The organism is Shewanella xiamenensis (genome assembly GCF_024971755.1).
Lineage (GTDB): Bacteria > Pseudomonadota > Gammaproteobacteria > Enterobacterales > Shewanellaceae > Shewanella > Shewanella xiamenensis.
On sequence record NZ_CP079718.1, the window covers coordinates 1 to 20,496 of the forward strand.

At 48.6% G+C, this 20,496-nt stretch carries 13 protein-coding genes; 5 read left to right on the plus strand and 8 right to left on the minus strand.

Going from position 1 to position 20,496, the window contains the following annotated elements:
• The first annotated feature begins 646 nt into the window (after positions 1-646).
• On the plus strand, positions 647-1,111 hold the full coding sequence (locus tag KXJ80_RS01080) for an RNA recognition motif domain-containing protein (RefSeq protein WP_037430549.1): 465 nt from the start codon (positions 647-649) through the stop codon (positions 1,109-1,111).
• 11 nt (positions 1,112-1,122) lie between these two features.
• On the opposite strand, the gene murI is transcribed toward KXJ80_RS01080, so the two are convergent.
• Positions 1,123-1,938, minus strand: coding sequence for a glutamate racemase (gene murI, locus KXJ80_RS01085; RefSeq protein ID WP_188871257.1), 816 nt, complete (start codon positions 1,936-1,938; stop codon positions 1,123-1,125).
• A 144-nt stretch (positions 1,939-2,082) separates the two neighbouring features.
• On the opposite strand from murI, the gene trmA reads away from it, so the two are divergent.
• Complete coding sequence (trmA, locus tag KXJ80_RS01090) at positions 2,083-3,180, plus strand: tRNA (uridine(54)-C5)-methyltransferase TrmA (RefSeq protein ID WP_218737622.1); 1,098 nt, start codon at positions 2,083-2,085, stop codon at positions 3,178-3,180.
• Positions 3,181-3,246: 66 nt separating this feature from the next.
• Here trmA and fabR read toward each other — a convergent pair whose 3' ends face one another.
• Positions 3,247-3,861, minus strand: a complete 615-nt coding sequence (fabR, locus tag KXJ80_RS01095) for an HTH-type transcriptional repressor FabR (protein WP_011070594.1) — start codon at positions 3,859-3,861, stop codon at positions 3,247-3,249.
• A 143-nt stretch (positions 3,862-4,004) separates the two neighbouring features.
• Between fabR and KXJ80_RS01100 the strand changes: the two genes are divergently transcribed.
• The 3 genes from KXJ80_RS01100 to mnmH all read left to right on the plus strand — a co-directional run bounded on the left by KXJ80_RS01100 (position 4,005) and on the right by mnmH (position 7,381).
• Positions 4,005-5,111 (plus strand): acyl-CoA desaturase, encoded by a 1,107-nt coding sequence (locus KXJ80_RS01100; protein ID WP_218737623.1) that lies wholly within the window; start codon positions 4,005-4,007, stop codon positions 5,109-5,111.
• Between the two features lie 96 nt (positions 5,112-5,207).
• The gene (gene selD / locus KXJ80_RS01105; protein WP_218737624.1) at positions 5,208-6,266 is read left to right on the plus strand and encodes a selenide, water dikinase SelD; all 1,059 of its coding nucleotides are present in this window, start codon (positions 5,208-5,210) and stop codon (positions 6,264-6,266) included.
• The gene (gene mnmH / locus KXJ80_RS01110) at positions 6,266-7,381 is read left to right on the plus strand and encodes a tRNA 2-selenouridine(34) synthase MnmH (RefSeq protein WP_218737625.1); all 1,116 of its coding nucleotides are present in this window, start codon (positions 6,266-6,268) and stop codon (positions 7,379-7,381) included. Before selD ends, mnmH begins: the two co-directional genes overlap by 1 nt.
• Before the next feature lie 77 nt (positions 7,382-7,458).
• Here the strand turns inward: mnmH and KXJ80_RS01115 are convergent, their stop codons facing one another.
• From KXJ80_RS01115 to KXJ80_RS01140, 6 genes are all read right to left on the minus strand, one after another.
• Entirely contained in the window at positions 7,459-9,321 is a 1,863-nt protein-coding gene (locus KXJ80_RS01115) for an MFS transporter (protein WP_218737626.1), read from the minus strand.
• Positions 9,312-9,923, minus strand: coding sequence for a TetR/AcrR family transcriptional regulator (locus KXJ80_RS01120; RefSeq protein ID WP_088213147.1), 612 nt, complete (start codon positions 9,921-9,923; stop codon positions 9,312-9,314). Before KXJ80_RS01120 ends, KXJ80_RS01115 begins: the two co-directional genes overlap by 10 nt.
• Before the next feature lie 228 nt (positions 9,924-10,151).
• Complete coding sequence (locus KXJ80_RS01125) at positions 10,152-10,595, minus strand: GNAT family N-acetyltransferase (RefSeq protein ID WP_047535773.1); 444 nt, start codon at positions 10,593-10,595, stop codon at positions 10,152-10,154.
• 6 nt (positions 10,596-10,601) lie between these two features.
• Positions 10,602-11,414, minus strand: coding sequence for a 3'(2'),5'-bisphosphate nucleotidase CysQ (gene cysQ / locus KXJ80_RS01130; protein WP_218737627.1), 813 nt, complete (start codon positions 11,412-11,414; stop codon positions 10,602-10,604).
• Between the two features lie 70 nt (positions 11,415-11,484).
• Positions 11,485-12,036, minus strand: a complete 552-nt coding sequence (gene nudE, locus KXJ80_RS01135; protein ID WP_037430523.1) for an ADP compounds hydrolase NudE — start codon at positions 12,034-12,036, stop codon at positions 11,485-11,487.
• A 238-nt stretch (positions 12,037-12,274) separates the two neighbouring features.
• A complete protein-coding gene (locus KXJ80_RS01140; protein WP_259474514.1) occupies positions 12,275-20,410 on the minus strand; it encodes a putative Ig domain-containing protein in 8,136 nt (2,711 codons plus the stop codon).
• Positions 20,411-20,496 lie beyond the last annotated feature (86 nt).

The window sequence follows — 20,496 nt, forward strand, 5'->3', positions numbered from 1 at the left end:
GTGAATCCGAAGATTCGGCTCAATGAATTCTGTCATTTGTTTCCGCCCTCTCTTCATAAAGAGAAGAAAGCGAAATCAAAATTATGTACATATTGCTATGAACACTCATTCATTGATTTAATTCTTTGATTACTCACCGAACGGCAGAGTAATTTCGATTAACTCAACACCTGTGAGTGTCCACACAGATTTGCTTGATAAATTGTTAAAGAGCGTTGACCATCGCATTATCACATGTGATTTCAGCGGGTCAGGGCTGCGTATTTTACGCATTCCCGTTTTTGCGTCAAGTAGTTTTTTAAACTTTCTTTTCGCTCATCAAGGACTGAATCACTCGATGAACTGGCACTTGCAACTGCGTATCGCTGTCTGCCGTGTCAGTGGATGCGCATTATAGGCAGCGGAACTTTTTGTGCAAGTGCTTTTTTAGCCCCCAAAGACTGTACGCCGACATTTTAAGCATTATGTTTATTTTTTATCTATTTTGGCTTGGTTATTCAATTTTGATGTAAGTTTTTATCTGATAAATGATAATTCGCGCTCAATTTTTCGGCAGCAGTCTAGTGTAAAAGTAAATAATTCATTACCATATGACTTGCTGTTAACAGTTATTTATCATTTTCTATTTCATTCAGAGAGCATTTATATGCAAAAGTCATTTCTTATTGTTTTGGTTATTGCCATTCTTGGCGCAATTGCGCTATCTCAATTTGCAACAACATTACCCGCTTACATCGCCTTTGTTGCTGGCGTGATTATTACTACGCTTATCTTTAAATTTGTCCCTGATTTAGGTACTACTCAAGCTGCTGATGAACAATATGTCGGCCCGACAATGACACTTTATGTAGGTAACTTGCCTTATCGTGTGCATGAGGGAGAAGTGAAAGTCTTGTTTGGTGAATTCGGCCCAGTCAATTCAGTCCGTTTAGTTCGAGATCGTAAAACAGGCCGCCGTAAAGGCTTCGGTTTTGTTGAAATGTCCGAAGCAGGTGCTCAAAAAGCAATGGTTAAGCTAAATGACTTTAACTTCCAAGAAAGAACCTTAAAGGTTAGAGAAGCTAAGACTCAAGATTCGGAAGCCGCCGACCGTACAGGTACTGATGAATAATCTGCGTTAGCTTATCCGTTCTGGTTGATTGTGGTGATTCGCTCTAGGGCCGAAAAGCCACAATCGACTAACATAGTCATCAATCCCTCACTGATTTCCGCTTTAGTATAAAACGCCTGCATAACCGAATCTTGGTGCTCGTCTTTTAGACCTTGCTGTTCGCTCTTAGTAGCTAACAGTGTTTTGACTCGTTTAGCTATTGCCTCACCTGAATCAAGCAGAGTCACACCTTGACCCAATACCTGCTGCAATTCATCACGCATCATTGGGAAATGAGTACATCCAAGTACCAATACATCTAACTCCGCTTCGACAATCGGCGACAATATCTGCGTTAATCGCACCATATCCAGCTGACCAGTGGCAATCTTCTGCTCGGCCATCAGCACTAATTCCGAACATCCGAACAGCTCTACATGGCAGTCATCGGCAAATTGGCTAATGAGTTCGTGAGTATAGTGGCGCTTTACCGTACCTGGGGTGGCTAGTAAACCGATACGCTTACTTTTAGATAACTGCGCCGCAGGTTTAATGGCGGGGACAACACCGACAACAGGAACAGTTAAAGTGGCACGCAGCGCGGGCAACACAACCGTACTCGCGGTATTGCAAGCTACGACAACAATTGCTGCATGGGTACGCTCTACGACTTGGTCGATTAGCGCGACACAACCCGAGACAAGTTCCTGCTCCTCCAATTCGCCATAGGGCAATCTGGCATTATCGAATAAATAGCAGTAATCATGGTGAGGAAGCAGTTTGCGAATTTCTGCTAATACGGATAGACCGCCGATGCCAGAATCGAATACTAATATTGGTTGCGACAAGCCCATCTCCAGTTAATTCTTCTTCGCCCCATGCGCGGGCGGATTTTCCCACAGCTTTGCTCAAACCGCAAAACCAAGATGCTGGACATTCGTGTCACCTAGTATAAAATTTGCGCCCCAATTTACAGCCACGGTGAATCAACAATGAATTTAGCAGCAATGGATCCCACGACCTATGATGCGCAACTGACTGCAAAGCGTATCAAGCTAGAGCAGGCCTTTGCCCAATTTGAGACGCCGAGTGTTGAAGTGTTTGCCTCTGAGCCTGCCAACTACCGTATGCGCGCCGAGTTTCGCGTATGGCACGAGGGCGACGATTTATACTATTACATGTTTGATAAAGTATTGAACGACAAAGTACGTTGTGATCAATACTTACCTGCGAGTGCGTTAATCAATCAAATGATGGCGGCACTGATCGCCGAGTTAAAACCTAACCACAGCCTACGCCACAAACTCTTCCAGGTTGATTTTTTATCAACGCTCAGTGGTGAGATTCTAGTATCACTGCTGTATCACAGACAGCTTGATGATCAATGGCGCAGCGAAGCCACCGCACTTAAAACCAGATTGAGCAGCCAATTTAAGGTCAATATCATTGGCCGTGCGCGCAAACAGAAAATCGATTTAGATAAAGACTTTGTAGTTGAGTCACTGCAAGTGAATGACAGAGTTCTTCATTACAAACAAATCGAAAACAGTTTTACCCAGCCAAATGCCAAGGTGGCAATCAAGATGCTGGAATGGGCTATCGACGTAACTCAACACAGCCAAGGCGATTTGCTGGAGCTTTACTGTGGTAATGGCAACTTCTCTATCGCGCTGGCACAAAACTTTAATCGCGTGCTCGCGACCGAGTTAGCTAAACCTTCGGTGGATGCAGCCCAGTTCAATATCGAAGTCAACAATATCGATAATCTGCAGATTATTCGTATGTCGGCGGAAGAATTTAGCGATGCGATGGCGAAAAAGCGCAGCTTTAGACGCTTAGAAGACATCGATCTGGATAGCTATGTGTGCAACACCATTTTTGTCGACCCACCACGAGCAGGTATTGACCCAGCCACGTTGGACTTAGTGCAAGGTTATGAGCGGATTTTGTATATCTCGTGCAATCCCGATACCTTAAAAGACAATTTGCAGCAACTAAATCAGACTCACAAGGTGACACGTTTTGCGCTATTCGATCAGTTCCCTTACACCGACCATATGGAAACAGGTGTACTGCTAGAGCGTCGTTAGGCGACTCTATATACCTAAAAACAAAGGAGCCTGTGGCTCCTTTGTTTTTAGTCAAACCGTACCCAACTAACGATGTTCTACTTTATGTTGTAATGCTTCAGCGCCCTTGGCGACCATGCGCAGCTGCATTACTAATTGATCGGCAAGCACTTTACGATCGGCGCGCTTCATATCCAGTGCCGACGCTCCGGCGTTAAACACTAAGGTCACTAGCGCTTCTGCCTGCGCTCTGGCTAGCATAGGTGTACGGCCCGCCGTCGCTTCGGTGTAATGGGCCAATTCAGAAATAAAATGTTCGATCTCGCGAGCCACCGCTGCGCGGAATGCCGCCGAGGTACCAGAACGCTCATGCAGTAAAATTCTGAAAACGTTTGGATTAGAATCAAGTACTTCCATAAAGGTATCCACTGATATACGGATCACGCTACCACCCGCTTCGGCACGTTGACGCCCCTTGCGCATCATTTGCCTTAGGGTAAGCCCGCCCTCGTCGACCATAGTCAACCCGAGTTCATTCATATCCTTAAAATGACGATAAAAGGATGTGGGCGCAATGTTGGCTTCCCTCGCCACTTCTCGCAAACTTAAGCTAGAGAAGCTCCGCTCAGCACTGAGCTGATTAAAGGCCGCATCGACTAGAGCCCGCCGAGTTTTCTCTTTTTGCTGTGCACGAATACCCATTCTTCAATCCGCTAACTGAATGTAATGACGCGATAATACCGCTTTTGCGATTGAAACACAGCCCTATCCACCTTGACCAAACAAGATTGCTGGGCTAAATTAGCTTACAGTTGTACGCTCAAATGCGGATATTGGAAACTATAATGAATAAACCCCCTATCATCTGGCTTAATGTCACCCTATTTAGCCTAACCTTTCTCAGTGCGGTAATCCTCGTTCCTTGGTATGGCCTAGCCCACGGTTACGGTGTCAGCGAATGGATTGCTTTTGTGGTGTTAGCCTTTGCCAGTGGTCTGTCGATCACTGCGGGTTACCATAGACTCTGGTCACATAAAGCCTATAAGGCACACCCTGTAATACGTTTCATCTACGCACTTGGTGGTGCATTAGCATTACAAAACAGCGCGTTACATTGGGCATCCGATCATCGAGTGCATCATAAGCACGTCGATGACAATGACAAAGATCCTTACTCCGCCAACATGGGTTTCTGGTACAGCCATATCGGTTGGATGCTGCGCGAATACCAAGCCCAACGCTACCATGACTACCAAAACGTGCGTGATTTGCAGAACGACCGTATCGTGATGTGGCAACACAAGCACTATCTTGCGCTTGTGCTACTTATGAATATTGGTCTGCCTGCTTTATTAGGCTGGTTCACTGGCAATATCGCGGGTATGTTACTGATGGCGGGACTTCTGCGCTTAGTGGTCGTGCATCACTGCACCTTCTTCATTAACTCCCTCGCCCACGTTTGGGGTAGCCAACCTTATACCGATAAAAATACGGCCCGCGATAATGGTTTTCTGGCTGTACTGACCTACGGTGAGGGTTACCATAATTTCCACCATATCTTCGAAAACGATTATCGTAACGGGATTAAATGGTGGCATTACGATCCGACTAAGTGGTTGATTAAGGCGTTATCTTGGGTGGGTTTAGCCAAAGACTTACGCACGAGTCCGCAGGAGCGAATCGAGAGTGCCCGCTTACAAATGCAACTGCTGCATGCTAAAAGCAAAGTGCTCAATTTGCCAAATGCCGATGAAATTATTGAAAAAATTCAACAAGAGTATGAGTTGATGAAACAACACTTACTCGAATATTATCAAGCCCAAAAGGCACTGTTAGAGGCCAAACGTAAGCAACTGGTCGATCAGCAATTATTGCAGCAAGTCGAAGAGCTAAAAACCCGACTCCTGAATCAGCAAAAAAGCTGGAAGAGCCTGACTGCAACTTATAGCTAGGCCACAATTATCGGTAAAAATCATACGGCCGCCTTGCATGGTGGCCGTATCCTATTATTATGATGCCTCATTCACTTTTTACAGGATGTTAGGCTCATGTCGAATTGTGCAGTATCTCCAACCGATAGCATTAAACTCACCGAATATAGTCATGGTGCCGGTTGCGGCTGTAAAATTTCCCCTAAAGTACTGACCACCATTCTTGCCTCGCAGCTGCCTGTATTCACCGATCCTAACCTGTTGGTCGGCAATCAAAGCCGTGATGATGCAGCCGTTTACAAGCTCAATGATGAAATTGGCATTATCAGTACCACCGACTTTTTTATGCCAATCGTAGATGACCCCTTTACCTTTGGCCGCATCGCCGCCACCAATGCCATTAGCGATATCTATGCCATGGGCGGCACGCCCATGATGGCGATTGCGATTCTAGGCTGGCCAGTAAACAAGCTTCCCGCCGAGATCGCGCAACAAGTAGTCGATGGTGGCCGTCAAGCCTGTATGGAAGCTGGGATAATGCTGGCCGGTGGTCATAGTATCGATGCGCCTGAGCCAATCTTCGGCCTTGCGGTCACAGGGCAAATCGCCCTGACGGATTTAAAACAAAACGATACCGCAAAAGCGGGCGATCGTTTGTATCTCACTAAACCTATCGGTATTGGCATTCTTACCACGGCACAAAAGCAGAAGAAGCTCAAAGACGAAGATAGCCAAATTGCGGTGAATGCGATGTGCCAGCTCAATAGTATAGGCGCCAAAATCGCTAAGATTAAAGGCGTGAACGCCCTCACCGATGTCACAGGTTTTGGGCTGGCGGGCCATCTACTTGAGGTCTGTCAAGGTGCTAAACTCACCGCTAAACTTAATCTGGATGCCGTGCCACTCTTACCCCGCGCCTTCGACTATCTAGCGCAAGGCTGTATTCCAGGTGGCACCCACCGTAACTACGACAGTTATGGTGAACACTTACCCGTACTTACCGATCATCAAAAAGCCATATTGTGTGACCCACAAACCAGTGGCGGCTTGTTAGTGGCAGTGTCGAGTGATGCCGAAGCGGAACTGGTGGCACTGCTTAATGCACATCAGATAGAGCCTATCTGTATTGGCTCATTAGAAACGCCCACCTCCACCGCTAATGTAGTGCTGTGTTAATGTCAGCGATGATCATTCCCGCCCAGCAATATCACGATATCTTTATTGCTGGGCAGCCATTAATCGACTTAAGAGCGCCAATCGAGTTTGACCGCGGCGCGTTTCCTTCCTCGGTAAATCTGCCGTTAATGGTTGATAAAGAAAGGGAAAAGGTCGGCACTTGCTACAAAGAGCAAGGACAGCAAGCCGCGATTACCTTAGGCCATTCACTCGTACATGGCGCAGTAAAACAACAAAGAATTGATGCTTGGTTACACTTTTTATCGGCCCACCCCGAAGCTTATCTTTACTGCTTTCGTGGTGGCCTGCGTTCACAATTAACTCAGCAATGGCTTAAAGAAGCGGGCGTAGTCGTACCTTATGTACAGGGTGGCTACAAAGGCATGCGCCAATATTTAATTGGTGTGATTGATGCCGTCCCTAACGAACAACGCTTGTTAAGCCTAAGTGGTATGACGGGCTGCGGTAAAACGGATTTTTTAAAACAGCGCAAAGAGGCAGTGGATCTTGAGGGTATCGCCAATCACAGAGGATCGAGTTTTGGTAAAAACATCGACCCACAACCAACGCAAATAAACTTTGAAAATCAGCTCGCGATTGCACTACTCCGCCACCAACAGGGCAATCATTCCTGCTTACTACTTGAGGATGAAAGCTTTCTGATTGGCCGCTCAGCGCTGCCGCAAAGCTTTTATAGCGCCATGCAGGCAGCCGATATTGTAGTACTCGAAGAAGATGACGACGTTAGGCTAAGTCGCTTACTCGATGAATATGTTCATAAAATGCATCACGGTTTTGTTGAACGCTTAGGTATTGAGGCAGGCTTTGATGCCTTTAGCCAATATCTTTTGCAGAGCCTTACCAGTATTCGTAAACGTCTCGGTGGTAAACAATTTCAAGAATTACAAGACATCATGCAACTGGCTCTGACGCAGCAACTCAATCAAAACCAAACCTCACAGCATTTAACTTGGATAAGCCTGCTACTGCAAAAGTATTACGACCCTATGTATGAATACCAATTAGCAAAAAAAGCACATAGAGTGCTTTTTAGGGGAAATCACCAAGACATGCATCAGTGGTTAGATAACTTATCGCAAGATAATCTTGGCTAAACAAGTACAGCTCAGCATGTTAAAAACAAGAAAACCGTGTGCTAACTGCCACGGTTTTCTTTATCTATCTCGTCAAGTTAGGACTTATTGAGTAGATTCGCGACACTATCCCTGAGCGAGTGCCGATCAGCATTTTGCCCATCCACCACATCCGTTAAGCTCACCGACACCTTGGACCAAAAGCGTTTAGGCATTGTAGTCAATGCATGGCCATCTTTATGACTGAAGTAAGAGCCCCACAGACCATTGAGCGCCATAGGGATTACGGGCACGGGATCGCGGGCCAAGATTTTATCGATACCAGGACGAAACTCGCCGAGTTCACCATCGGGGGTTAAACGACCTTCAGGGAAGATACACACCAACTCGCCATTCGCTAACGCCTCATGAATTGATTCAAAGGCTTGATTGTAAGTGGTCTCACTCTGGCGCGGCGAACAAATCGGAATCACTCCTGCATGGCGGAACAGATATTTCAGCACCGGAATTTCACTGATCGATTTATCCATCACAAAACGAATCGGCCGGGTCGACGCGCCCATAATGATCAACGCATCCACATAGCTCACATGGTTACAGACGATAATCCCTGCACCTTCCTTAGGGATCTTTTCTCGCCCAGTCACAGTCACCCGATACATCACATGGCTGAGTAAGTAACTGATAAATCGTTGTGTAAACTCAGGCACCTGCGAATAAACATAAAGCGCAACCACAAAGTTCATCACCGCCAACAGTAAGAATAACTGTGGAATACTCCAGCCAGCCACACCGAGTAACAGCATAGACAACAACGCTGACGCCACCATAAACAGCGAGTTCATAATGTTATTCGCGGCAATCGCTTGCGCACATTCTCCCTTCGCAGAACGCGCTTGAATAAAGGCGTACAGAGGCACGATAAACAGACCACCGCTGACCCCAATCATAAAGAAGTCCAACATCACTCGATAATGCTTCTGCTCGGCAATAAAGCTTTGTAAGCCATAAACAAAACTAGCATCCGCAGGTGCAGGCGGAATCGCCCACAGCAAGTCCACACCAAACACGGTTAACCCGAGCACCCCAAAGGGCAACAAACCTAACTCCACATGGCCAAAGGAAAAACGCTCACAGACAAAGGAGCCCACCGCAATCCCGATTGAAAACATCCCCAGCAACAGCGACACCACAGTCGCGCCAGAGTGCAAATGCAGCTTGGCAAAGTTAGGGAATTGGGTCAGATATGTCGCCCCCAAAAACCAGAACCAGCTAATGGCGAGGATGGCCATCCAAATAGAAGGCGTTTGGCGTGCCTTCTTAATGGTGCGCCAAGTGCCTGATAATGGACGAAATTGGATTTTCTGTACCGTGCCCTGCGGCGGTAAAGCAGGGATCGCACGGCTAGACAAATACCCCGCCAAGGCAAGGGCTGCGACCGTGATGGCCGACCACAAAGTGGCGTTGTTTTCAGACACTAAAATCCCGGCACTCAAGGTACCGATCAAGATAGACAAAAACGTCCCCATCTCAACCCAGGCATTGCCCGTCACTAACTCATCCTCTTTTAAGGCTTGAGGCAAGAGGGAATATTTGACAGGTCCAAAATAGGCTGACTGGCTACCGGTTAAAAACAGCAGTAATAACATCATCATGTAATTCTCACTCACAATAGCGAGTGCGGCGCTGAACATAATGATGACTTCGAGCAGTTTTAAGCGACGGATAAGTTTGGCTTTATCCATATTGTCGGCCACGACGCCGGCATGGGCAGAAAACAGGAAAAACGGCAGGATAAAGACCCCTGCAGCCAAATTAACAAACATGTCGACGCTAATGGGTAAATCATTGACTTGGCTGAAGGTGACGAGCAACAACAACACATTTTTATAGATATTGTCGTTAAGTGCACCCAGACATTGGGTTGCGAAATACGGTAAAAAACGTTTTGTTAGCAGCATGATTTTTCCCTCTGATAACCCATTCCCTGTAAATACCCTGTCACATGACTCTCTAGTAAAGCGGGTAAAGATGCCGTATCGGCAAACAATTTATTATCCAGTGATAAGGCGGTGAGTCCGTGGATGCCGCCCCAAAGCACTCGACTCATTTGAAGTTGCTGCTCAGCAGTCTTATTGGGGAACAATAGGGCTAACTCACGCTCAATTAAACTGAATAAACCCGCAATAAGTTGGCCTTGGGATTCGGGCAAAGGTTCGGAGTCGAGTAGCTGCAGTTCAAATACCAACTTAAAACATTGGCGCTGCGCATGGGCAAACTCAGCGTATTTTTGCGCCATACTGATGATCTGATTGCGACTATTATCTGCATTTACCTCGGAGAGCTCATGCATCAGCGCCTGCAGCGTTGCCTCAGAAACGGCTAACAAAAGGTAGTTATAGCTACCAAAGATATTGATTAAGGTACTCGGCACATAGCCAATCTGGCTTGCAATCTTGCGTAAACTCAGTTCTTGTGTCCCTTGCTGTTGCAGCAGTGCCATTGCTGCTTCTATTGCCATAGCACGAATCTCATCATGACTATGTTCTTTGCGTCTCGCCATAGGTCTCACTCCCTGTTGAATGGTGTGAGATTAACAGCCTGAAAAATAAAAAACAACGTTCAAAATAAGTTTATTTTGCGTACAGCATGAAGTAAAAGGCATAAAAATGAGGGAAGAAAGTCTAACTCTGGGCAATCGCTCGATGCGAACCTTGGAGGGAATTTAACTTTTAACGCATAAAAAATGACGCCCTCAATTGAGGGCACCATTTCGAGATTGAACTTTTACCTAGCGGCAGTGATAACTCATCACGACTCTGTCGGCCCCAGCGCCAAAATAGTCCGCTTCGAAGGCAGTATCGACAAACCCTAAACGCTGATATAAACCATGGGCAGGATTATGGGGATCGACAGTTAAATCCACCCGCTTAACCAGAGGTGGTATTTGGCTTAAACATTGTTGTATTAATTGTTTACCAATGCCTCGCCCGCGGGCTTGCTCACTCACCGCCACGGACAGGATCCACATACAGGTAGGGTCGCCACTTTGAGCGCAGAGCAAATAGCCTAAAAGCTCCCCGTCAGCGTCTACGGCAACCAGAAACTGCTCTGGCCAACAATCAAACCCTTGGCGGAAGAAAAAATCGGGATAACAATGATCGCCAAAGATAGCCTGTTCAAGTTGAAAAACGTCGGCTAACTCTGACTTTAATACTGGACGAATCGACTGCATGTAAACCTATTCACCAATTAAAATTTTATCCCACTCTAAATTTGGCGCACCAACAACAATAAAGTTAGGATTTTCAAGCGTCTCACGCTCGTTATAAGTCAAAGGTTGCAGCTCGGTATCCATGAGCTGACCACCCGCTTCCTCAATAATGATCTGCGCGGCGCCGGTATCCCATTCACCTGTCGGCCCGACTCGCACATAACAATCGGCGCGTCCTTCGGCGACCAGACAACTCTTCAAGGCCGCACCGCCCATGACCACCAACTCACAGTGCTTAGGATGATTGAATAAGGTCAACACGGATTGGGGATCCTGACGACGACTCACAGCTAACCTAAGGGAAACTTGCTCACGGTGGAGAATTTGCCGACTACTGATGCGCACTTCTTGTTTATCGGTACGTTTATAGGCGCCTAAGCCGGCAATAGCGTAGTAACACACCTGCGTCATCGGCACATAGACCACGCCCATTACTGGACGATTGTGCTCCACCAACGCAATGATCACCGAAAAATCACCACTACCTGCAATAAACTCTCCCGTGCCATCGAGAGGGTCGACTAACCAATAACGTTTCCAGCCGACACGCTCACTCAGGGGAATATCGGCAGCCTCTTCAGACAGGATAGGAATATCGGGCGTCAATGCGGCTAAGCGTTCACAAATCAGCTTATTCGCCGCTAGGTCCGCCGAGGTGACAGGGGTATTATCAGACTTAGTTTCTCGCTCAAAATTACCCTTGAGGTAAATCTCACGAATAGTGCGACCCGCATCCGTTGCTATCGCAATCACCTCGTCGATTAACTCTTCTGGCTTCATAACCACTCCAATCGCTAACATCGCGAATGATCCACAAGCACTCAATTGCTGAATGCTATAACAAAAAAGATTATTTAAGTTGTAGATGTTTCTGCGCTAAAAACAATGCGCTCACACTACGGGATTCCGAAAAATCGCTATTTTCGAGTAACGCTTCCCACTCGGCCAACGCCCAAGGCACCACATCTATGGGTTCTGGCTCATCGCCTTCGAGGCGGCTTTCATATAAATCTTCAGCTATGAAAATTTGCATCTTGCTAGAGAAATAACCCGGCGCAAGGCTAAGTTCTTTCAACAGGGTCAGCTTACGGGCCCCAAAACCGATTTCTTCCTGCAATTCTCGATTGGCCGCTTCGATAGCTTGCTCACCAGGGTCTATTAATCCCTTAGGAAAACCTAGCTCGTAATTGTCGGTGCCAGCGGCATATTCACGGGCTAACAGCATGTTACCTTGATGAATGGGCACCACCATCACAGCGCCACGGCTTCCGCCCTTCATCCGCTCATACTGGCGCTCGACACCGTTGGAAAATTTAAGATGGACTTGTTCAATTTGAAACAAACGGCTCTTAGCGACAACTTCAGTATGCAAGATTTCCGGCTTGTGGTGCCGCTGTGACATAACTGCCCCTGGATAAAAATAGCAACAAACTAACTAGGATAAGTGACAATCTTACTATCCTGTCTTTAATCTACAACCTGAATTTAGTGCGGCTATTCCAAAGACCAGCACCCAAGTAATGGGATTTAAGTCACGCACTAAGCAATAACAAAGGAGAAGCGGCTAAAACTTTCCCGCTTTTTATCGCGAAAATTCACCCACAAAAAAGGGGCTAAGCCCCTTTTGATGTCAATATCATCTAAAACTGATAACGCAGATTGAGTTGATAGCTCAATAGGTCATTCGGTTCAATATCAATGTATTGATAACCTAAACCCATAGACCAAGCATCACTAAATTGGTAACTGAAACGCACTCCCGCATACCAATCTGTGCCGTCTAAATCGGTCGTTATCGTGGTATTGCCCATGGTACTACTAATATCCGCTTGCCAATGGAACAAGCCTACAGGCACTTCAAAGCGCCAACCTTGATGCTGCAGCAAGGTAAATCTCAAGCCCAACATAACCCCATCGGCAAGCACTGGGGTGACAGTTTTCACCAACTCATGGTATTGCGCTGGCGTTAACGTCGCGCCCTTAATCCTCGCTGTTCCTTCACCAAAATCGGCATAGCCCAGTTCCAACGCCACAATCGGCGTCCATTGATAACCTAGACTCACCCCAAATGCGGTATCCGAGTCATCGACGTTGAGGAGTTGTCCCTCTCCGACTTGGGTATTCAACTCAGGCAGTGTTTTATCGGCCTGCGCTTGGCCGATAAAACCCTCAACATACCAGTCGGTTGCCTGTGCCTGTTGCGTCACACTGAGCAATAACAGGCAGCCTAAGGCCAATCGCTGTAATTCTCGGCGACGCAATATCGCGCATGCCAAGATAAATGCCAACGCCCATAAGGTCATACTGCCTCCTCCTGACTTATTATCGATAATGACCTCTTGATAGGCTTTCACTGTGATAAGCACCTGCCCCGTCGCTTCACCACCTTGGCCATCGCTAATCCTATAGGTCACGGTATCCACACCATCGAATCCTGTTTTAGGGATATAGCGCAGTTTATTGGCTTCGATAGCCACAGTGCCCTGTTGAGCCGTCGCACTTAACAAGGTTAACGTATTACCATCCACATCGGTGTCATTACTCAGCACATCGATAAGCAAGCTGGTACGGTCATCGGTAGCGGCGCTGTCATCGACAGTCACAGGTGCAGTGTTACCATTCACCACGATCGTCAGCTCACTACTTGCCGTACCGCCTTTGCCATCAGTAATGCTATACACCAACACATCGGTGCCGATAAAGTCTGCCGCCGGTGTGTAGCTGAGCTGCTGATTGGCCAGCACGGTGACTGTGCCAAACTCACTAATCACTTGCGTGACGCTCAAACTATCGCCATCGCTATCCGTATCGTTGGCGAGCACATTGACATCGATACTTTGGTTCCAAGCAATTGCTGCCGAGTCGGGATTGGCGACAGGCAAGTGGTTACCATTGAGCATCACCGCGACGCCACTTGGGTCGACGATAGTACGGTTAGCCACACCATCATCATCGTTAGGGCCACCGTCTTCGATAGTCAACTGCACACACCAATGGCCTTCGGTTAATCCCGGCGTCCAACGGCTATCCCCGGGTGGCGGGCAGAAACCACGTTCACCCTCAGTACTGGCAACAGTGTTGTTTGCATCAATCACAAAGTCTCGCCAGCCCGCTTGCGCATTAAACTTGCGGTAGACGGCATTCGCTGGAACGGGCGAGCGTTGTGGCAATACCAAGCTATAGCTTTGGCCCTGTTGTGGCAGACCCGTCGCGATAAAGTCGAAAATACCACCCACATTGGCAGCTAAAGCATCTTCAGCCACGGCTTCAGGCTGTAGTTGCACACCGCTCTGTCCACGGCTTAGGGCAATATTTCCCAAACGTAAACAGACGCCCGCTTGCCCTTCGGCCAAGAAGTACACTGGCTGCAATTCACCTTCAGGCATCACATTACAGTCATTGTTCGCATCCAAATAATCTGGGATGCCATCACTATCGCTATCGCTATAGCCTTCTTGAACATCAGGGATTAAATCGCCATCCGTATCGGCACTCGTCAATGCGGCTAAACTTGGACGCACTACGATGTACACTGTTTCGGTACTCGACAGCATAGGCGAACCATCATCGGTCGCTGTTAAGCTCACGGGATAAATCCCCGGCGTTACCGCGGCTGGAGAGAACATCATCCCCGTCGCATCCGCTTGCAAGCTTAACGCGCCGCTAGCCCACGTCAGCGTCAATGTATCTTGCTCATTGGCATCGGAGGCGGTGGCACGAATATGCACATCGCCGCCATTTTGCGCGACAATGACTTGTTGCTGGCCAGCTTGAGTCACCGCCAAACTAACCTGTGGTGCAATATTGGCTTCGGTAATCACCACTTGGGTCTGCTGCTTACTACCAAGATTCAGGCTTGGGTCAAGGCTGATTAGTACCTCTTCATTCCCTTCACTCACACCATCGTTCAAGGTAGTAAAGTGGATTTCTGCCATTTGTCCTGAGGCTATCTCCACTACGCCATCAACCAAATCATGGTCGCTGCTGTCTGCCGTTCCTGACACTGTGTAAGGAATACTCAGCGGATAGCTTGGTGCCTCTCCGTTGAGGTGAACACTCACGGTCACTTGATTCCCTTCTGCAATAACTTGATCTTTGCTCAGCGAAATCAATGGATTGACTTTGACCTTCTGCGCTTTAATCGCCTTATTGCCCTCGCTGTCTATAGCCTGCCAATAGGCTAAGTAGTTGCCAGGAGCGAAGAATAAGCTCTTATTCACCAGCGACACGGGTAATGGATGGCCATTACGGTCAACCGCCTTGGCAAAACCGAGTTTCACCCGCGTAAACAGGCCTGTCGCATTCACTTCCACATCATCAGGGAGGGTGATCACGGGTTGACTCGCTGAATCAGCGCCTTCAATCAGCAGATTCACTTTGGCGGTTGCTCGGCCTTTGTTGCCATCGCTAATGGTATAACGTAGTGCAACTGGCCCCACATAAGCCTCGGGCGCGGTAAAGCTGAGTCCATCAGCAGTGATTTGTACACTGCCAATATCCGCAGCAGCACCATCAATGCTTAAGGTGTCACCATCAACATCCACATCGTTTGCCAACACAGCTAACGAATAGGTGTCATTTGCAGTACTGGTTAAGGTATAGCTGTCATCGATAGCTTGAGGATCGTCGTTCACTGGCGTAACCGTAACGGTGACTGTGGCAGGCTCTGAGCTCAGCTCTGCATCTTTAGCGATAAAGCCAATAGAGTCAGTACCATTAAAATCCTTCTCAGGCGTGTAGAGCCAGACACTACCGTGCTGCTCTAAGGTACCAGAGGCAGGTTGGGCGCTGATCTCATAGGTCAGAGGATCATTATCGGCATCCTCACCCGCAAGCGTGATCATCACCGAACTGTCTTCCTCTAGCGTCACTGTCTGATTGGTAGCGACAGGTGCATCATTAACGTTTGCCACCACAATGCTGAAGCTTTGCTCTGCGGTTAAACCATCCACATCGGTGGCGCGTAGTACCACGGCATGACTGCCGACATTGGCGTTAGTTGGGGTACCACTTAACACGCCAGTCGCGGCATTAAAGCTCAGCCAGCTTGGCAGAGTGACTGCGCTTAAGGTAACACTGTCGCCCACATCGCTGTCCGTCGCCACCAAGGTATAGCTATAGGCTGCATCTTGGGTAGCACTGGTTAACGCCGTTGAACTGATGGTCGGTGCGTCGTTGACGTTTGCCACCACAATGCTGAAGCTCTGCTCTGCGGTTAAGCCATCCACATCCGTAGCGCGTAGCACCACCGCATGGCTGCCGACATTGGTGTTAGTTGGGGTACCACTTAACACGCCTGTGGCTGCATTAAAGCTCAGCCAGCTTGGCAGAGTGACTGCGCTTAAGGTGAGACTGTCGCCGACATCGCTGTCCGTCGCCACCAAGGTGTAGCTATAGGCTGCATCTTGGGTAGCACTGGTTAATGCCGTTGAACTTATGGTCGGTGCATCATTAACGTTTGCCACCACAATGCTGAAGCTTTGCTCTGCGGTTAAGCCATCGACATCGATGGCGCGTAGCACTACCGCATGGCTACCCACGTTAGCATTAGTTGGGGTACCACTTAACACGCCTGTGGCTGCATTAAAGCTCAGCCAGCTTGGCAGTGTCACGGCGCTTAAGGTGACACTGTCGCCGACATCGCTGTCGATCGCCACCAAGGTGTAGCTATAGGCTGCATCTTGGGTAGCACTGGTTAACGCCGTTGAACTGATAGTTGGTGCATCATTAACGTTTGCCACCACAATGCTGAAGCTTTGCTCTGCGGTTAAGCCATCGACATCGGTGGCGCGTAGCACCACGGCATGACTGCCGACATTGGTATTAGTTGGAGTACCGCTTAACACGCCAGTGGCAGTATTAAAGCTCAGCCAGCTTGGCAGAGTGACTGCGCTTAAGGTGACACTGTCGCCGACATCGCTGTCGGTCGCCACCAAGGTGTAGCTATAGGCTGCATCTTGGTTGGCACTGGTTAACGCCGTTGAACTGATGGTCGGTGCATCATTAACGTTTGCCACCACAATGCTGAAGCTTTGCTCTGCGGTTAAACCATCCACATCGGTGGCGCGTAGTACCACGGCATGACTGCCTACGTTAGCATTAGCTGGGGTACCACTCAGTACGCCCGTGGCTGCATTAAAGCTCAGCCAGCTTGGCAGTGTCACGGCGCTTAAGGTGAGACTGTCGCCCACGTCGCTATCCGTCGCTACCAAGGTGTAGCTATAGGCTGCATCTTGGGTGGCACTCGTGAGTGCGGTTGAACTGATAACGGGAGCACCATTAGGCTTCACTGCGTTACTCGCCGAGGAGGCGCTACTGGTTCCTGCTGAGTTTATAGCTGCAACCGTAAATGAATAGGAAGTCCCATTGGTTAATCCCATTATCGTGATGGGTGAAGAAGTACCCGATGCCGTAATACCGCCTGGAGTCGATACTAAGGAATAGCCCGTAATGGCATCACCACCAGTGAATGCCGGAGCACTAAAACTCACCGTTGCTTGAGCATTCCCCGCAGTGGCAGTGCCGATTGTTGGCGCGCTTGGCACAACGGCATTGATACTGAATGAACGACTCACTTGAGTCGCCGCCAAATAACTCGCATTGCCCACTTGGTCTGCGTTGATGGTACAAGTGCCTACAGTGACAAAGCTCAATAAGCCCCCACTGGTGATGGTACAGACACTCGGAGTGGATGAGGTAAAGGTTGGTGCCAAACCTGAATCAGACGTTGCAGTCAAAGTCGGTGAAGTACCAAAGTTTTGCGATCCCGGATTGAGGAAGGTAAGCGTTTGGATCGCTTTGGGCGTAATTGGGTTAGATGCGCTGGAGGCAGGGCCGAAACCCACTGCATTCTCAGCTTCCACCGTAAAGGTATAGGTCACACCATTAGTTAGACCACTCACCACAATCGGTGAGCCTGCTCCACTGACAGGTAAAACGTCATTTGGCGTCACCGATACAACATAGCCGAGGATATTCGAACCGCCGTTATTGGCAGGAGGTGCAAACGCCACGCTCGCCTGGGTATCGCCTGCCGTCGCAACAATAGTGGTGGGCGCGCTAGGAACAATCGCACTTACCGCAAACGAGCGGCTGACTTGGGGAGCGGCCAAGTAGGATGAATCGCCCGCTTGATTCGCATTAATAGTACAGGTGCCAGCGGTCACGAATGTTAGCGTAGTGCCGCTCACCGTACAGACACCAGGGGTGGATGAGGTGAAAGTGACAACATAACCACCGCCTGCAGACGAACTGGCTGTCAGCGTTGGTGTAGTCCCAAAGGTCTGTGCTCCAGGGTTGTTAAAGGTGATGGTTTGCGGTGCTGCCGGGGTAATGGAATTCGATGCTCCTGAAGCCGCCCCCGTGCCCGCCGAGTTAGTCGCTGTCACCGTGAAGGTGTAGGAAGCACCATTGGTCAAGCCGGTCACTGTAACCGGCGAACCGGAGCCAGTACCTGTTGCACCACCTGGACTAGCAGTGACGGTGTAACCACCAGCAAGAATCGATGCACCACCGGTACTGGCAGGTGCAGTAAATGTTACCGTTGCCTCGGCATCACCTGCGGTTGCCGTACCGATGGTTGGCGCATCAGGAACTACCGCATTCACCGTAAAGCTTTGGGTTACTGTAGTCGCCGCATTGGTTGCGCTATTACCAGCCTGATCGGCATCAATCGTACAGGTACCTGCACTTACAAAGGTCAAAGCAACGCCACTCACCGTACATACGCCAGTGGTAGACGACGAGAAGGTGACTGTGAGACCGGAGTCTGAAGTTGCAGACAAGTTCGGTGTAGTACCAAAGTTATAGTTGCTCGGCTGGGCAAAGGTAATTGTCTGGTCGGCTTTGGGAGTTGCCGAGTTGGATGCGGCCGAGGCAGTGCCTGTACCTATCCCGTTGGTCGCCGTCACAGTAAAGGTATAGGCAGTGCCGTTGGTGAGACCGGTGATGAGAATCGGTGAACTGGCACCCGTATTTGTAAAACCTCCGGGGTTAGAGGTCACGGTATAACCAGTGATAGCAGAACCACCGTTATTGCCGGGAGCGCTGAAAGCAACTGATACCTGGCCATCACCTGCGGTTGCAGTGCCTATGGTTGGCGCATCAGGCACTGTCGGAATGGCCACAGTATGGGCGGAACCACTCGTATAGGCGGCTGGACCTACGTTGCCAGCAGCATCGCTGATATTCGTTGCGCCATTCAGATTCAGCTTGATAGTACCGTTGCCGGTGATACCACTGACGGTCACTGTCACACTGGAGCCCGAACTAGCTGATACACTTGCAATAGTGCCGGTCGCGCCACCGGTAGTACCAAGCGCAAAGTCATCGGTAGAAATATTGCTGACGGATTCGCTGAAGTTGACCGTGAAATCGACGCTGGTATCAGTCGATACTGCGCCACCAACAGGAGCTGTGCTGGTTACAGACGGTGTAACGCCATCCACAACCAGCGCTTTATTGGCGCCCAATGAGTTGGCAGCACCCGGTGTTGCCAATGTCAGCGTTGCGTTGTTGCTAGCGGCGTCACGAATGGTGCCACTGTTTAACGCCAGTGCACTAGTTGATACGTAGTCCAAATCGCTGTTGTTGTCGCCCGCCTGAACCGTATAGCTGAAGGTCAAGCTACTGGTTCCACTGCCACTGGTATAATTAACGGCACGATCTGTTGTGCCTGTTTCCAGAGTCAGTTGTGGCGTACCAGTGACATTGACCACTTCGCTAAAGTTAACTTGGATACTGATGCTATCGCCCAATTTGTAAGTGCCATTGGCTGTACTGGCTATCACAGAAGAAACGGTGGGGGCTGTACTATCCACAAGAACACTGCTTGTGGAGCCGACAGAATTTAGCGTCAGCGTCATGTCATTATTGGCAGCATCTTTCAAGGTTCCGCCGTTCAAACCAAGCGCACCTACGGTAATACCATCAGAATCAACCAAACCACTCTCAACCGTGTAACTAAAAACCAGCGCCGAGCTTCCAGAGCCCGACGAATAGGTTGCGTATTTGGTTGTGGCGCCAATGGTCAATGCGATACGGGGAGTTCCACCACCCGTGTTCACGATGACGTTTTCGCTCGAGTTAACAATGAAGCTCAGTGATTGCCCGGTGATATAAGTTGCGTTGCTAGGGACATTTACGCTGGTGACTGTTGGAGGGGTGATATCAGGAACCGTATTAAATACAAAGCTATCAAATACATCAAAATAACCGCCGCCATTTGAAGTAATAACTACCTTGTCAACATTATCAAAGGGATTGTTGTTTAACGTTACAGTAAATGAGCCATTAGCCTGACCAAAGCCAGACCCAGTACTTTGAGTCCCCACAGATGATCCGTCTCTAAAGCCCTCAACCGAGGCAAAACCACCACCAAATGCATTGATGTAAAAACTAACGAAGTCAAATTCATTGCCCGAGGTGGTTTCGACAATAATTGTTTCAACTCCAGAATACATACCTGCAAATAACCCGGCAGAATTACTCTGACCATCATCCGTATCCTGAAACCAGTTAGCGGCGCTGTAAGTTATTTTAAAGTCACCCTGTGTAAAAACATTTGATCCATGGTCTGCACTCTCAACAAAACCAGAAGCATTGAAATCGACAATGACATTAGAAGGAATTGAAGCCGCATTGACACTCATACTTAGCAACACTACTGCTGCAAAACCCAGTTGAACGATCCACTTAATGCCCGTATTTATATTTACGAATCCACAAGCCGGAGTTTGATATCGATCATCGGGATGATCTGTTTTGCAGCATGACATATTAAGCCCCTTAATAGCTGTGTACGAAAATTTTTGATTTAGCTAAAGTAGCTAAAACCAGTAATCCAGAAGATTTAATTCCCTCT

Bases quoted from the DNA above. Each gene is read 5' to 3' on its own strand.
- KXJ80_RS01080 (WP_037430549.1), top strand. From the start codon at position 647: ATGCAAAAGTCATTTCTTATTGTTTTGGTTATTGCCATTCTTGGCGCA.
- trmA (WP_218737622.1), top strand. From the start codon at position 2,083: ATGAATTTAGCAGCAATGGATCCCACGACCTATGATGCGCAACTGACT.
- fabR (WP_011070594.1), bottom strand. From the start codon at position 3,861: ATGGGTATTCGTGCACAGCAAAAAGAGAAAACTCGGCGGGCTCTAGTC.
- KXJ80_RS01100 (WP_218737623.1), top strand. From the start codon at position 4,005: ATGAATAAACCCCCTATCATCTGGCTTAATGTCACCCTATTTAGCCTA.
- selD (WP_218737624.1), top strand. From the start codon at position 5,208: ATGTCGAATTGTGCAGTATCTCCAACCGATAGCATTAAACTCACCGAA.
- mnmH (WP_218737625.1), top strand. From the start codon at position 6,266: ATGTCAGCGATGATCATTCCCGCCCAGCAATATCACGATATCTTTATT.
- KXJ80_RS01115 (WP_218737626.1), bottom strand. From the start codon at position 9,321: ATGCTGCTAACAAAACGTTTTTTACCGTATTTCGCAACCCAATGTCTG.
- KXJ80_RS01120 (WP_088213147.1), bottom strand. From the start codon at position 9,923: ATGGCGAGACGCAAAGAACATAGTCATGATGAGATTCGTGCTATGGCA.
- KXJ80_RS01125 (WP_047535773.1), bottom strand. From the start codon at position 10,595: ATGCAGTCGATTCGTCCAGTATTAAAGTCAGAGTTAGCCGACGTTTTT.
- cysQ (WP_218737627.1), bottom strand. From the start codon at position 11,414: ATGAAGCCAGAAGAGTTAATCGACGAGGTGATTGCGATAGCAACGGAT.
- nudE (WP_037430523.1), bottom strand. From the start codon at position 12,036: ATGTCACAGCGGCACCACAAGCCGGAAATCTTGCATACTGAAGTTGTC.
- KXJ80_RS01140 (WP_259474514.1), bottom strand. From the start codon at position 20,410: ATGTCATGCTGCAAAACAGATCATCCCGATGATCGATATCAAACTCCG.